17 protein-coding genes are annotated in these 14,898 nt (G+C 45.8%); 10 read left to right on the top strand and 7 right to left on the bottom strand.

The features are described 5' to 3' along the window. The first annotated feature begins 102 nt into the window (after positions 1 to 102). The 5 genes from NF543_RS14255 to NF543_RS14235 all read left to right on the top strand — a co-directional run bounded on the left by NF543_RS14255 (position 103) and on the right by NF543_RS14235 (position 4,575). Positions 103 to 1,113, top strand: coding sequence for an SPOR domain-containing protein (locus NF543_RS14255; protein ID WP_257669007.1), 1,011 nt, complete (start codon positions 103 to 105; stop codon positions 1,111 to 1,113). A gap of 65 nt (positions 1,114 to 1,178) precedes the next feature. Continuing rightward, entirely contained in the window at positions 1,179 to 1,877 is a 699-nt protein-coding gene (locus NF543_RS14250; RefSeq protein WP_257669006.1) for a MotA/TolQ/ExbB proton channel family protein, read from the top strand. A gap of 11 nt (positions 1,878 to 1,888) precedes the next feature. Next, positions 1,889 to 2,296, top strand: coding sequence for an ExbD/TolR family protein (locus NF543_RS14245; protein ID WP_257669005.1), 408 nt, complete (start codon positions 1,889 to 1,891; stop codon positions 2,294 to 2,296). Positions 2,297 to 2,402: 106 nt separating this feature from the next. Further along, complete coding sequence (locus NF543_RS14240; protein WP_257669004.1) at positions 2,403 to 3,224, top strand: energy transducer TonB; 822 nt, start codon at positions 2,403 to 2,405, stop codon at positions 3,222 to 3,224. Positions 3,225 to 3,249: 25 nt separating this feature from the next. Then, on the top strand, positions 3,250 to 4,575 hold the full coding sequence (locus NF543_RS14235; RefSeq protein WP_257669003.1) for a bifunctional folylpolyglutamate synthase/dihydrofolate synthase: 1,326 nt from the start codon (positions 3,250 to 3,252) through the stop codon (positions 4,573 to 4,575). A 31-nt stretch (positions 4,576 to 4,606) separates the two neighbouring features. Here NF543_RS14235 and NF543_RS14230 read toward each other — a convergent pair whose 3' ends face one another. The 7 genes from NF543_RS14230 to NF543_RS14200 all read right to left on the bottom strand — a co-directional run bounded on the left by NF543_RS14230 (position 4,607) and on the right by NF543_RS14200 (position 10,037). After that, positions 4,607 to 5,623, bottom strand: coding sequence for an asparaginase (locus tag NF543_RS14230; RefSeq protein ID WP_257669002.1), 1,017 nt, complete (start codon positions 5,621 to 5,623; stop codon positions 4,607 to 4,609). 35 nt (positions 5,624 to 5,658) lie between these two features. Beyond that, positions 5,659 to 6,438: a TatD family hydrolase gene (locus NF543_RS14225; RefSeq protein WP_257669001.1), complete on the bottom strand. Its 780-nt coding sequence runs from the start codon at positions 6,436 to 6,438 to the stop codon at positions 5,659 to 5,661. A gap of 154 nt (positions 6,439 to 6,592) precedes the next feature. Then, positions 6,593 to 7,552, bottom strand: coding sequence for an FKBP-type peptidyl-prolyl cis-trans isomerase (locus NF543_RS14220; protein WP_257669000.1), 960 nt, complete (start codon positions 7,550 to 7,552; stop codon positions 6,593 to 6,595). A gap of 21 nt (positions 7,553 to 7,573) precedes the next feature. Then, complete coding sequence (locus NF543_RS14215) at positions 7,574 to 8,581, bottom strand: DHH family phosphoesterase (protein ID WP_257668999.1); 1,008 nt, start codon at positions 8,579 to 8,581, stop codon at positions 7,574 to 7,576. 273 nt (positions 8,582 to 8,854) lie between these two features. Beyond that, a complete protein-coding gene (locus NF543_RS14210; RefSeq protein WP_257668998.1) occupies positions 8,855 to 9,079 on the bottom strand; it encodes a hypothetical protein in 225 nt (74 codons plus the stop codon). Between the two features lie 7 nt (positions 9,080 to 9,086). Then, positions 9,087 to 9,455, bottom strand: coding sequence for a hypothetical protein (locus NF543_RS14205; RefSeq protein ID WP_257668997.1), 369 nt, complete (start codon positions 9,453 to 9,455; stop codon positions 9,087 to 9,089). Positions 9,456 to 9,476: 21 nt separating this feature from the next. Continuing rightward, on the bottom strand, positions 9,477 to 10,037 hold the full coding sequence (locus tag NF543_RS14200) for an RNA polymerase sigma factor (RefSeq protein ID WP_257668996.1): 561 nt from the start codon (positions 10,035 to 10,037) through the stop codon (positions 9,477 to 9,479). Positions 10,038 to 10,201: 164 nt separating this feature from the next. Here NF543_RS14200 and NF543_RS14195 point away from each other — a divergent pair, with 164 nt between their 5' ends. The 5 genes from NF543_RS14195 to NF543_RS14175 all read left to right on the top strand — a co-directional run bounded on the left by NF543_RS14195 (position 10,202) and on the right by NF543_RS14175 (position 14,782). Continuing rightward, positions 10,202 to 10,534, top strand: a complete 333-nt coding sequence (locus NF543_RS14195; protein ID WP_257668995.1) for an MmcQ/YjbR family DNA-binding protein — start codon at positions 10,202 to 10,204, stop codon at positions 10,532 to 10,534. Positions 10,535 to 10,556: 22 nt separating this feature from the next. After that, positions 10,557 to 11,507 carry an endonuclease/exonuclease/phosphatase family protein gene (locus NF543_RS14190; RefSeq protein ID WP_257668994.1) on the top strand — a complete coding sequence of 317 codons (951 nt, stop codon included), beginning with the start codon at positions 10,557 to 10,559 and terminating at the stop codon, positions 11,505 to 11,507. Between the two features lie 221 nt (positions 11,508 to 11,728). Then, positions 11,729 to 12,835: an adenylate/guanylate cyclase domain-containing protein gene (locus NF543_RS14185; RefSeq protein WP_257668993.1), complete on the top strand. Its 1,107-nt coding sequence runs from the start codon at positions 11,729 to 11,731 to the stop codon at positions 12,833 to 12,835. 100 nt (positions 12,836 to 12,935) lie between these two features. Beyond that, positions 12,936 to 13,514 (top strand): RNA polymerase sigma factor, encoded by a 579-nt coding sequence (locus tag NF543_RS14180; protein WP_257668992.1) that lies wholly within the window; start codon positions 12,936 to 12,938, stop codon positions 13,512 to 13,514. A gap of 71 nt (positions 13,515 to 13,585) precedes the next feature. Beyond that, a complete protein-coding gene (locus NF543_RS14175; protein ID WP_257668991.1) occupies positions 13,586 to 14,782 on the top strand; it encodes a FecR family protein in 1,197 nt (398 codons plus the stop codon). Positions 14,783 to 14,898 lie beyond the last annotated feature (116 nt).

Raw genomic sequence — 14,898 nt, 5'->3', positions numbered from 1 at the left:
CGTTTTGACCGGTTAAGGTTATAACTTTGCGGAAGAAGACCGGAAGTTGGGAAGACCGAAAGTCAGCAAGTCTGGCCCCGGCGTGAAAAAATAGTGTATAGTATGAATTTGGGCTTGTGTATAGCGAATTTATTGAGGCAATATCCAGAAGTCGGGGTGCCCGGTATCGGTGTTTTCAAGATCACGCGTGCTCCTGCACCGTTCGACAAGGAGCAATCAGCCTTCCTTCCGCCAGTGCGCCAAGTTGAATTGGCCGAAGGAAAGACTGGAGGCTTTCCCATAACGGATTACCTGCAAGCGCAGCGGCAAGTCGATGAGGAAACGGCGATAGGCATGTTGGACAATGCTGTGCAGGAGCTGTTTGATGCAATAAGCCGTAATGGGAAGGCCCTGTTGGAAGGGTTGGGATATTTGGTTGCCGATGGAGCATCCATCGTATTCAAACCGATTGAATCCCATGGTTTCGGATGGAAATCCATAAAGGAACAGCATCGCCCTTCAACGGAAAAATCCACGGTGGGCCTTGCCGAATACGAGAAAGTTGAAGACGAAAAAACGAATGAGGGGTCTGGCAAACGGCAAACAACCAAGTGGGTAGTAGCGGCCGTATTGTTGGTCTTGCTGTCGGCTACTGGGCTGGCTTGGTATTACAAGCAGGCTTGGTTTGATCAGGCGGGAATTACCCAATTCTTTGGGCAAACCAGAAAGCGGGATGCTAAACCGGCTGGTGATGAGCCACCAAAACAAACTACAGCGGCGAAAATGGCCGTTGATGATTCAATCGCTATAGATTCTACTCACGTAGTTGGTGCCACCGATAGTGCTACAGCGGAACGCATTTCCGACGTGCCAGCACCGAAGCCTGTGAAGCCATCTGTTACTTACGAAATCATTGTCGGCTCCTTTGCCACAATGCAGCAGGCGAAAAAATATGTGGCCGAAATGAAAGCCAAAGGCTACAACCTACATGCGATTAATAGCCGGATGCCGGGCAACCGGAAGAAAATAAGTTGGGGTTCATTTACCACGGAGCGAGAGGCATATCAGGAATTGGTAAGGGTACAAAAGAATTTTGAACCTGGGGCATGGATTGCCAAGATAGAACATGATTAAGAACTAATTTAGTATCAAAAGCAGATAGCTAAAACCATATAACAAGAAAATCACACAAAATCATTATGTCACTATTACAAGATACCGTTTATCCGCTTGATACACTTGCGGGAGCAACGCAGCAGACCATTGAAATGGCGGGAGAGAAAATCAGTTTGATCGGATTGTTATTCAAGGCAGGATGGATCATGCTACCTTTAGCATTATTGCTGTTTATCGCTTTGGTGATTTTCATTGAACGGTACCTGACCATACGTAAGGCATCCCGATATGATTCCAGTTTAATGGTTCAAATCAAACAAAGCATATTATCAGGAAAATTGGAGTCGGCCCTTGCCGTCTGCCGCAGCAATGACAGTCCGCTGAGCCGCATGTTGCAAAAAGGACTTTTACGCATCGGTAGGCCCATTAAAGATATTGAGGCAGCCATCGAGAATGTGGGTAAATTGGAGGTGGCCCGATTAGAAAAGAACATCAATATATTGGGTATTATTGCAGGTATCGCGCCCATGCTTGGATTTGTCGGTACCATTTTTGGGGTGATTATTATATTCCGGGATGTGGAAGCTGCTGGGGGGATCGATATTGCCAGTGTATCCGGAGGGTTATACGTGAAGATGATCGCTTCAGCAGCAGGCCTTACGATCGGGATCTTGGCGTATATTGGCTATCATGCCCTGAACATGATGGTTGAGCGATTAATCCTGCGTATGGAAACGGACGCCGTTGAATTTATTGACCTGCTTGATGAGCCAGGTGTATAAGGGAGGGAAGTATGAATATAAAGAATAGGCGCAACAGACCAGCCGCGGAAGTACATACCGCTGCATTGAATGACATCATGTTTTTCCTGATGTTGTTTTTCCTATTGGCGTCGGCCGTGGCCAATCCCCAAGTAGTTAAGTTACTATTGCCACGTTCGAGTGCCGGAGAACAATCTGTTGCAAAGAAGACGGTTACGATATCCGTCACACAGGATCTCAAATATTACTTGGATAAACAAGAAGTGCCCTATGAGAATTTGCTGAATGCAATCCAAGCACATATTCAACCCGGGGAAGAATTGACCATTATGCTATATGCAGATAGCACCGTGCCCATCCAGAATGTGATCTCCGTGATGGATATTGCCAATAAATTGAGGATCAGATTGGTGTTAGCCACAGAACCTATACGAGAATGATGTTCGGTTTATGGAATTTATGCCATAGTGGCATCATAGTAATGAATACATAGAAAGGCATTAAAATTGTGGCACTTTTTATTTTAGAAAAAGGGATTTAAACAGGATGAGTTACTATAATTTACAAGAAGAGAATAATTATCCTAAGGCGATGTGGATATCAGGTGCCGTCATGGGTGGATTATTACTCATTAGCTTTTTCATCATGATTGGTTCTTCCTTCCCTCAAATCGGGATGGGAGGCATTATTGTCAATTATGGTACGGCTGATGTGGGGATGGGTGATGATTATATGACAGTGGATGAAGTGTCTATGGATCCGAATGCCAACAATGTTCGGCCGGACAGGATTGATCCGCGGGAGGAAATCCAACCGACACCATCACAGCAGGTAACTGAGCAAAGCGTAGCCACCCAGGATATGGAGGATGCTCCGGCTGTAGTGGCCAATGAGCCGAAGAAGGCCAATGCCGAGGAAGCAACAGCAGAAAAGAAGGATAGCAAACCGGCTGTCAATCCGAATGCCCTATATACCGGCAAGCGTAACGATGCATCGGGTAGGGGTGATGGCACGGGGGCAGAAGGTGGTAACCAAGGTAGTGCACAAGGAGACCCGCTTGCAGCAAATTATGGTGAAGGAGGTTCTGGTGACGGGACATCGGGATTGTCCATAGCCAACAGACGTTGGGTGGTACCACCAAGTATTGAAGATAATGGCCAACAGGCCGGTGTTGTAGCGGTGGAGGTGCACGTTGCACCCAATGGTACCATTACGTATGCCCGTGCCGGAGTTAAAGGCACCACATTGCCTGATAGGAGCCTATGGGAAAAATGCGAACGGGCATTGCGCGGAGCAAGGTTAAATGAACTGGAGCGCGCGCCTGCTGTCCAAAAGGCTATCGTTCCAGTCAGGTTCAGATTGAAATAACAACATATCCATCACCTAATCCACCATGGGATACGATGAGGTAATCGAGTATTTGTACGCACGGTTGCCCATGTTCACACGCGACGGGGCATCGGCATTCAAAAAGGACCTAACCAATACATTACGGCTTTGCGAAGCATTGGATAATCCTCACCTAAAGTTTAAATCCGTCCATATCGCAGGGACTAATGGCAAAGGATCGACTTCTCATATGTTGGCCGCTATCCTACAGCAAGCGGGTTACAAAACCGGCTTATATACTTCACCGCATTTGCTTGATTTCAGGGAACGAATCCGGGTGAATGGCGCCATGATTCCGAAACAGGCCGTTGTCGATTTTGTCAATAATCACATGGCGTTGATAGCGGCTGTTGGGCCGTCGTTCTTCGAAGTAACGGTGGCGATGGCCTTTGATCATTTTGCTAGGGAGCAGGTTGATATTGTCATTGTGGAAACGGGGCTTGGTGGGCGGCTTGATTCTACCAATGTAATCACCCCTTTGGTATCCGTTATTACCAACATCGGTTATGATCATACCTTTATGTTGGGTAATACGCTTGCGGAGATTGCCCATGAAAAAGCGGGCATCATCAAGCCACATGTGCCGATAGTGATAGGCGAGTGGCAAAGGGAGGTGGCCGGGGTTTTTGAGCGGGTGGCCATGGAAAAGAGTAGCAGGTTGGTCTATGCCCCACAGTTATGGCATGTGCGCGTCACAGGGAGGGATACCGATTATCTTTATCTGAATGCCGTCCATCAGCAAATTGCCCAAGAAACCACCTATATATTGGATTTGAAAGGCATCTACCAAGCCAATAATGTACCCGGTGTGCTTTGTACTATTGATGAGTTGCGTAGACTGGGCTTTTCCATTGAGGATACACACATCCAGCGGGCGCTGAAACAAGTGCAGCAGCTTACTGGGCTGATGGGTCGCTGGCAAACCCTATCGACACACCCTTTGGTTATTTGTGATACGGGCCACAACGTTGATGGCTGGCGGGAGGTGTTGGCAAATATCAAGGCAACCCCCCATCATTCGCTTCAGGTGGTCATTGGTGTGATGCGCGATAAGGACTTGGATAAGATGCTTCCCTTACTGCCGCAAGATGCTGGTTATTATTTCTGCCAAGTAGCGATGCCGAGGGCGCTTCCGTCAGTGGAATTACGGGATGAGGCAAGGCGTTATGGACTACATGGCGAGGCCTTTAGCAGCGTGGCCACAGCCATGGAAGCTGCAAAGCAAAAGGCGGGTGCCGAGGATCTCGTTTTCATTGGGGGGAGCACGTTTGTGGTGGCTGATGCATTGGCTGCTACAGGTTTTACGGCGGAGGGTGAATTGCCATTGTAGGCCTGCACAGCATCCGTGGTTCATTATGCCATTAAGGCGTCAATTCCCCTCGAATGTTCTTCTCTACCCAATAAGCCACATCGCTCTGCCTCTTAAACTCCCCCTGTAAGTACATCAGTTTGGTCACAGCGGCTTCAAATGTCATGTCATACCCGCTGAGCACACCCATTTCCTTGAGGTATCTGCTTGTTTCATACCGGCCTAATTCTACACTACCAACCCTACATTGGGAAATATTCAGGATGTTTTTGCCGTTGCGGACGGCATCGCGGAGTAAGTCGAGAAACCACTGGTCGGTAGTGGTATTTCCGGAACCGAATGTTTCCATGATAACGGATCGTGCATCGGATTCCAGCACGGCTTGTACCACCTGTTTACTGATGCCCGGATATAACTTCAGGACGGAAACTGAATTGTCAAGCTGTGTATGGAGGATAAATTCCTTGTCACTATTGTCCAATAAGGCATCTCGGTTGTATTTCAGGTGCACGCCCGCTTCCACGAGCACAGGATAGTTCGGTGAGCGGAAGGCCTCGAATTTGGCTGAGTTGTATTTGAATGAGCGATTGCCCCGGAATAGTTTATTGTCAAAGAAGATGCACACCTCATGGATGAGGGATTTCCCTTTTTTCTTGGCCGAGGCTAGCTCCAGTGCAGTAATCAAGTTTTCTCTGGCGTCCGTCCGTATTTCGCCAATGGGCAATTGGGATCCAGATAGGATAACCGGCTTTTGCAATCCTTCGAGCATAAAGCTCAATGCCGAGGCAGAAAAAGCCATGGTATCCGAGCCATGCAGGATAACAAAGCCATCATAATCTTCGTAATTTTCCTTGATGATGTTGGCCATTTCCGTCCAGATGGACGGTTGCATATTTGATGAATCGATGATGGGGGTGAAGGAATGTACACTCAGGTTATAATTAAGCCGGGCAAGCTCCGGTATATTTTTGGCGATGAGGTCAAAGTCAAAAGGCATAAACGTGCCGTTTTTTTCATCTTTGACCATACCGATGGTTCCCCCAGTATAGATTACGAAGATATTGTTCATCCAGTTAGCTTTAGTTGCACGCCTTTTGGTGAGATTTATACCCCAAAAACTTGCGTAGCGTTTTCCGTGGTTGTTGCCGTTACAGCTTCCAACGTGATTCCGTGCAAATCTGCGATTTTTTGCGCAATATACAATAGGTAACTGCTCTCATTCCGCTTTCCACGGTAAGGTACCGGTGATAGGTAAGGCGCATCGGTTTCCAATACGATGTGTTTGAGGTCGAGCTCAGCCACTACCTTATCAAGTCCAGCATTTTTGTACGTGACTACGCCGCCGATACCCAAGTAAAGGCCTAGGTCAATGGTACGTTGGGCCTGTTCCATATTTCCAGTAAAACAATGCAGCACGCCGGTCAACCGTCCATCTTGCACGTCGTCCAGTAATTGGAAAAGTTCGTCAAAGGCGTCCCGGCAGTGGATGGAAACTGGCAGACGGAGCTCTTTAGCCCAATTGGCCTGTATGCGGAATGCCTCTTGCTGTAGGGGTAATGTTGTTTTATCCCAATAGAGGTCGATACCGATTTCGCCGATGGCATAGACCTTATTTTCGGAAATGGTTTTCTCGATGATGGCTAGCTCATCGGGATAGTTTACCTTCACATCACAGGGGTGTAGGCCCATCATGGCATAGCAGTTGTGTGGATAGGCAGCGACTGTACCGAGTACTTTTGGGATGGATTCGCTATCTACATTGGGCAGGAGAAGGCGTTGTACACCATTATCGAAACACCGGTGCATTTGAATATCCAATTCCGGAGAGCCATATAGGTAATAGATATGGGTGTGCGTATCGGTTAACGGTGCCTGATGTGCCATGTTGTGTTAGCTATATTGAATTGACCAAGAAGGTAAGAGACAAACTTAGATAAACTTGATTTTTTTCACAAACATTAATTTTCTTTTGTGTTCAAGGCGAAATATAGTCAAAACAAGAACGCCTTCCGTATTTTTAGGGAAGGCGTTCTGTCATTTAGTTTGCTGTGCTGTCCTGCTCCGCTGGTTTGGATTTCAGGACGTCGACTAATTCGACGTCGAATATCAATGGTGCGAATGGGGGTATGACTCCCCGTCCGTCTCCGCGTTCACCATATCCCAATTCAGAAGGGACAATTAATTTGGCCTTGCTTCCCTTGGCCATTAGTAATAAGCCTTCATCCCATCCGGGGATAACCTGGCGTACACCGATGGCGAATTTAGCTGGCTCGTAGGGACGCATGGCATTATAGATGTTGCTCTTTTCGGCCACTTCCTTAATAGAGGTATCGAATACCTCCCCGCTGCTGATCAGCGTACCGGTGTAATTTACCTGCACCGTATCGCCGGCTGCAGGCTTTTCGCCTGTACCCTCCTCGGTGATGATGTATTGCAGTCCGGAAGCCGTTTTCGTCGGTTCCAGGTTATTCTTTTTGATGTAATTGTCGATTTTGCTCTCTTCGGCCAATTTCAGTTTTTCGATTTCGCCGTCGAAATACGTATTTACCTCGGCATACAATGCGCTATCGGTCAGCTCACCCTTTTTGAAATGCTTATTTACTTTCACGTTGAACGTGACAAACTTGTCCGCAAACTCGGGTTTGGGCTGCATGGTTTTGGCAGCCATGGTGTCCAGGTCAAGCTTAAACACAGCGCTATCGCCTTCGCCGAGCATCTTGAACATGGAGTTATAATCGCCGGCATACAATCCGGGGATTGTGTCTGGTGCAATATTGATAATTTGTGGAAGCCCTATTTTATATGTACTTGAAAGCACCGAGTCCCGGTCGGTGGTTACCGTCATCTCCACAGAAAGCAAGTCGCCTGATTGTGCTTTCGGCTGCCCATTATCTTTTGCAATTTTGTATTGCAAGCCCCCTTCATCGGTTTTGAATTGCTGGCATGCGCCGGTCAAAACCAACACTGCAAGTCCTAAAATTAAAAGTGATTTCTTCATTTTTTTTTGTGTGATTAATTATTATGTTAAACGTTCTTTATATTCCGGCAATATCGATTTGAATTGCTCAACCACTTTGTCCAGAGGCTCATTAGAATTACCTCCCGAGGCATTGCGATGCCCTCCGCCGTTGAAATATTTTTTACAAACCTCATTGCATGGAAAATCCCCAACAGATCGCAGGGAAAGTTTTACTTGCTCTGTGCGATCGATGATAAGTGCGGCAAGCTTCATGCCACTGATGGCCAACGCGTAGTTTACCAATCCTTCCGTATCGCCTGTAGTTGTTTGGAAGCGGTTGAGGTCCTGCCGGGAAATGCTGAATAGTGCCGTATGATATTCATGCAGCACTTCCAGCCTGTTCAATAAGCAAAACCCTAGGAATTTCAAGTGGTTTTCCGAAAAGCTGTTGTATACATGCTCATGGATTTCCCAATTTTTGGCACCCAGCGTGATGAGATCGGCTACAATCGAATGCACCGATGATGTGGTGGTTCGGAAACGGAAAGAGCCTGTGTCTGTCATGATTCCCGTATATAGGCAAGTAGCCATATCCAGGGTGATGGCTTGGTGATCGTCCATCACATCGACGATGAAATCATAGACCAACTGAGCAGATGCAGCCGCACCACTGTCCCAATGCCGGTAGTCATCAAAGCCTTCCGGCTCTAAATGATGGTCAATCATGATCTTGGTTCCCGCAGCGCTTCTCACGGCCTGTTCCATGGCGTTGATACGGGCAAGCCCATTGAAATCCAAACAGAAAATCATATCGGCATCAGCAATCAATGCATCATTCGCTGATTTATCTTCCATGTATATCTTCACATCCTGTCTACCTGGTAGCCAGTCAAAGAAAATGGGGAAATCCGAAGGCACGATGACATATACGACATGGCCTTTTGCTTTCAACCAATGGTAAATTGCCAATGATGAACCCAATGCATCCCCATCAGGTTTATGGTGCGTGGTGACAACAATATGTTTTGGGGCGTTAAGTTCCTTCTTAAGCGTTTCTGGTGTAAACATTTAAATGCTAAAAGTGTGCAAACCTACTATAAAAAATCCGATTCAGGAATTTTTAGGAGATTAAATCGAAAATTTTACACACGCCACTCGGTAGCGATCACACCTTGTATGGATGTTTACAAACAGCTTTCTTCAATGCTATGGGATTCGCGAATCAAGCAACGCTTCCTCGACTATAATGGAAATATGGAAAGGATTCCATATCGCAATAGCCCAATAATATCACTGGCTCGGTAAATCAATATAAATTCTTAGGGCAATGGAGATAACCAATTATAATTGGTATTCCATATGTTCGCAGTCTATGCCTTCTTGTCGAAGCAGATTTTCAATCAATGCGGGTTGCAGATTTAAAGAAACTACCCTTAAAACCCGGTCGCAGTCTTCCAAATCGAAATTCCATTGTTTGATCAACGTCATCGACCCCAATAAGGCCGCTACCTTTTGTACTTGCTCCTGGGCACTTACGTTTGTTTTGAATATGAATATTTGATCCATGACTCATTTATTTTTCATGATTTTCAATATTGTCGTTTTTGTCTGCCGCTAACGTAGGGTCATCCCAATCACACCATTTGGAACGCATATAGGTTTTCATTTTTTCTCTTTCCTCTTCATTCAGTCCACTAGACTTTCTGTATCCAGATTTTCTCATCCATGGCGGGCCACCTCCTCTAGGCCCCCCCTTTCCAAAACCGAAGAGGATTTTACATAATACGAACAGCGCCATGGATTGCCATAGGTTTATAGTTCTTACGTCAAATAGTTCTGGCAACGTATAATTCCATAAAAACATTACCAGGTAGCTCACCAAAAACACGAAAGCAACACCCAATATGGGGATGACAATAAATCGCATTTTACTTCTATACATCCTTTTCATCATTTTCTGTATTTATCTATCAACTAATTCATCATAATAAACTTTCATCCGTTTTCTCAAGTGCAACACAGCATAACGTTTTCGAGAAATCAATTTGCCCACCGGTTCTCCGGTCATGGCGGCAATCTCGGCAAATGGTGTCCCTTCCAATTCATGCCACACAAACACATTTCTTTGTTCGGGCGGCAACTCATCCAAGGCTAAGTGGAGCTGCTGCCATACCATGCGTTCCTGATATTCCGTTTCGGGATTGCTATCGGCTATGGCAAATACATCGCCAAACCCAAGACTATTCTCATCATCATTTTCCCTATCCTGCCATGGCAATTCCGTTTTTTTCCGGTGTTTATCAATGATCCTATTCTTTGCCACCCGATAAAGCCAAGCCCCAATTTGTTCAACCGGCTGCGAATTAATGATTGAACTCAACCGGTACCAGACATCTTGCAGCACATCCTCGGCATCGGCATCATTACTCACCCGTTTTCTAATAAAGCTAAGCAACCCCTTTCCATAAGATTTGATAGTTATTGAGATTTTACTTTGCTTTTCATCGATCATTACATATGCCATTGAACATAATTCTGTTTGCCGCTTAATGATATAGACGAATAAGGGTCGAAAACATTTCAAAAAATTTTCATTTTTTGCAACGGTTGTATGAAAACCAAAAAAAATAACGCTTGTGAAAAAAAGAAATATTAGTTAAGTTTGATGATAACCAACATTCAGCCAAGATGACAACAAGAGCATTCAGGGACCTGGCGCTATCCTTTCCTGGGACAATTGAAAATCCCCATTTTGACAGAGCAGCCTTCAAGGTAGAAAACAAAAGGATTTTTGCTTCCTTGCATGAGGAGAGCGGTACAGCCAACCTAAAGTTGCCCGAGGCCGACCAATCTGCCTTTTGTTCGTTTGGTAAGGGGGCAATTTATCCCATCCCTAATAAATGGGGGCAACAAGGTTGGACAACCTTTGAGCTCCAAAAGATCCCCCATGAGCTGATGCTTGATGCCTTGGATACTGCTTACAAGGATGTATTCAAGGTTAAACCAAAGAAAAAGCAATAAAACCCATCTTAAAACCTTTGTCATGCCTAAAATTACGGATACACCCCCACAGGAAATACGAGAAGAGTTCAACGTCCTCGCTGCGGATCTGGATGAGCGAATACCCGCGAAGAAACTGGATAAGAATATCCTGATCTGCACTTGGAACATCCGTGCCTTCGGTGGGCTTACCGAAGAATGGGAGGCTACAGATAGCCAAAGCCCAAAGCGTGACCTGCACAGCCTGCTTTGCATTGTGGAGGTACTGAAACGTTTCGATATCATTGCCGTGCAGGAAGTCAAAGGCGAATTGAAAGCGCTGCGTCATGCGCTCAAGTTGCTGGGACCGCATTGGAGCTTTTTAATGACGGATGTGACGAAAGGCAATCCGGGTAACGATGAGCGGCTGGCATTTTTGTTCGATTCAAGGAAAGTGAAACTATCTGGCCTTGCCTGCGAAATTGTCATACCAGATGATGTATTGCACGCAAACAAAGCTATCGGCAACCATGCGCTCGAACGACAGTTTGCAAGGACACCTTATGGTGTGAGCTTTCTTGCAGGCGGCAAAACGTTCGTGTTGCTCACTCTCCACGTGCTTTATGGTACATCGGCAAGCCGGATACCGGAACTTCGAGCCATTGCCGAGTGGATACGTGATTGGGCGGATGATCTGCATAAGTGGAATCACAGTCTTATCACACTGGGGGATTTCAATATCGTGAAAGCAGGCGACCCAACGTATGAAGCATTTATTTCACGGGGGTTGCATGTACCGGACGATTTGCAAGATATCGACCGTACCGTTTTCAAAAAGGCATACAGCTTTTACGACCAGATTGCCTGGTTCGATGGCGAGCTTTCGATGGTGTACGGTAGGGGCGGGGTTTATGATTTCAGAGACAAGCTGCTATTATCAAGGAATTATCCCGAAAGCCAGCTGTCCTGGAGGATTAGCGACCATTTTCCGCTATGGGCGGAGTTTTTGACTTGAATCAAATACCTAAAAATAGGTATTGTCCCATCCTAGTATACCCCTTACTTTAGCGTTGTCCATGCCTAGCACTACAATAGTTGGTTTGGTAGACGCTATGGCATGGACGTTTTTTACATATTCCACCCTACAACTACTTCCCTAGCTAAGTATTTTATCAATAAAGAATAAAAAGTAATTATATTAGCCTTGCTATTACCCTGCATCCAATTATGCTTGTTATGAAGAAAGGCATACAAATTAAGCTAAAACAACTTCTGATTATCATTATCGTATGGATGATGTTGGGCTTTGTTATTGCCATCTACGATCATCTTATACTCCATGCAGGTATCTCAAACGGTCCAGTAGAAAGCTATTCGTTTATGCTTTCTGTGATGAGAAATGTAGGCGCAGGTTTGGTAGGCGCATTATTGGGTGGAAGTCTTTTGGTGTTTTATGTCAATGTAAAATACAGAGACAAACCATATGGATATACCATATTGGTAGTGAGTATTTCTTTTGTTTTTGTAATAGCCATTATCACCCTTATCATGGCGGCGGTCATCGTTCCGCTGCAAACCGGACAACCATTGTTTAGCCCCGCTTCAAAGGAAGCGTTCTATGCGTTCGTAACTGATGGTTATCCATTAAAAAACGGGTTGATTTGGTCATTTATCGTAGCCGTCACACAGTTGCTAATGCAGATGAACAGTAAGTTTGGCCCCGATACTTTTTGGAATATTATCAAAGGCAAATACAACACCCCCAAAAGAGAAGAACGGATATTCATGTTTTTAGATATCAATTCATCTACAGCAATCGCCGAGCGTTTGGGAAACGAGGCCTACCATGCATTGCTCAAAGATTTTTTTGCAGATATCACAGATCCCATTTTGGAAAACAACGGGAATATTTATCAGTATGTAGGGGATGAAGTCGTTGTGGTATGGAAATTTAGAGCAGGGATAGAAAATATACAATGCCTGAAATGTTTTTTCGCTTTGAAAAAGGATATAGAAGAAAAGAAAGACAAGTATATCGGACGTTATGGACTAATTCCTTCGTTTAAAGCAGGTATTCACTGTGGAGAGATGGTTGCTGGAGAAATAGGAATCATTAAGCGAGACATTACCTATTCTGGAGATGTTTTGAACACAACTTCCCGTATTTTAGGAGAATGCAAATCGTTTAATGAAGAGCTGATCGTTTCGTCCGATCTATTGGCAATATTGGATTATGAAAAGGATTTTATTTCTCGACAGCTTGGGGTTATAAAACTAAGAGGCAAACAACAAGAAATTTTACTCATGGCAATAAAACCGTCAATCTCAACAGCAATAATTTAGATAAGAAAGTTGCATTAGTGAGTTGAATCCTATATATATCCTTCATTTCCATTCGTATTAAAAAATTATTAATTTTATAGCCGAAACTAACCAGTATATTTTGGCTTTACCCAACGCCTTCGAAGAAAAAGATCTGCTACACCGCTTGCAGGACGGAGATCAAGTGGCCTATGACAGCCTATTCAGGCAATTCCATCCTGCGCTCTGCTTTTTCGCCCGGCGTTTGGTCAATGAACCGAGGATTGCCGAGGAAATCGTATTGGATACCATGCTGAAACTATGGCATAGGTGCGATAACTTCGATTCGGTTTCTTCCATTAAGGCATTTCTTTACATCGCCACGAAGAACGCGTGTTTTAACCATATCGAAAAAGAAAGGGTACGAACCGCCCACCAGAATCAATTCCTTGGCGACTTCAAGGATACTGAAGATGCGGTGGTCACGGAGATTATCTACGCTGAAGTGTTGCGGGAAGTATCCGAGGTTATCGATACGCTTCCAGAACAATGTCGGAAGGTCATCAAGATGATTTACGAAGAAGGGCTTTCGGCAAATGAGATTTCAAAGACGCTTGGCGTCACCGTTTCTACCGTGAACAACCAGAAATCACGCGGCATTTCCCTGCTCAAAAAACGCCTTTCCGGTAGCGGTTTTGGTCATTTCCTGATTTTTATTTAAAATTTTTCCTCCTCCTTTAGAGAAAACCCACGTTGTTCCTGTTTCTATAATAAAAACAGGTATCACTGGCTATGGCTCTCGAAAACCGTATGGATAATGCTTTCAAGATTGTACAACTGCTCAGGAAGCATATGCAAGGCACGCTTACCGATGATGAGCGGGAAGTGCTGGAATATTGGCGCAAACGCAACGTACGCAACGAGGCGCTGTTTGCCCTAATAGTGGACGAAAACAATCTGGCCGAGGCCATTGCTGAACTTCATGATACGGACACGGAAGGGGCACTCAAGGAATTTAAGCGGAGATTGGAGATAGACGGTAAGACTGCTCGGACAGCAAGGCCACTACGGTGGGTGTCGGTTGCGGCAGCTATCCTCGCAATACTTGGTGTCGGTATCGGCATTTACCGTTATACTTCGAATGACACTGCGCAGCCTAGCCTCACCAGCCAGTACGGTGATGATGCGCTTCCAGGAAGTAACCGAGCCACACTGAGGCTTGCCGATGGCCGCGTGCTCGAGCTGGACAGTACGAGAAGCGGCCTGCTGGCGCAGCAACAGGGTGTATACATCATTAAAGACGATGACGATATGGTTACCTATGAAGTGCAGGCGGGCGATAATATCCAAGGGACTGCCGCGTTCAATACCATCGCCACGCCAAATGGGGGGCAATACAGGGTGAAACTTCCGGACGGCAGTAAGGTCTGGCTCAATGCGGCATCGTCCTTGCGCTACCCCACCCGCTTCGCCGGTGGCGAGCGCCGGGTGGAACTGGATGGCGAAGGGTTCTTCGAGGTCAGCCCAAATGCCACCGTGCCATTCATTGTGGAAAGCCGCGGCCAATCTGTACAGGTACTTGGGACAGCATTCAACGTCAACGCATATGAAAACGAGCCAGCCAAGGTGACTACACTGGTGAAGGGGAGCATTAGCATCATGCCCAAATCCGGATCAGCGAAAACCATCCGACCTGGCCAACAATCGGTGCTCACCGGTCAATCCATGCGGATTGAAGACGTGGATACTACCCATTACGCCGCTTGGAAGAATGGCTATTTTCTGTTCAACGACGTCGAATTGAAAGATGTCTTACGGCAGGTCGAGCGGTGGTACGATGTGGAGGTTGACTATGCTACGGTACCGGCCGGAGGCCTATATGCTCGGATTGATAGAAACAAAAACCTATCTGCGGTGCTATACATGATCGAAAGCACCAGCGGTTTAAAATTCAAATTGAAGGAAGGGAGGTTAAGCATTCTGGAATAAGAGAACGTTCACGTGTTTGCCCTGATCAATGCAAGAAGCCGCCCCGATTGCCGTCGGGACGGCCATTAGCAGGCAAATCTATTACTAACCGGACAGTTAATAATTTTTTAACCTAA

This window comes from Parapedobacter tibetensis (assembly GCF_024704835.1).
Lineage (GTDB): Bacteria > Bacteroidota > Bacteroidia > Sphingobacteriales > Sphingobacteriaceae > Parapedobacter > Parapedobacter tibetensis.
The sequence above is the reverse complement of the archived record's forward strand: the minus strand, read 5'-3'. Positions and strand labels throughout refer to the sequence as shown.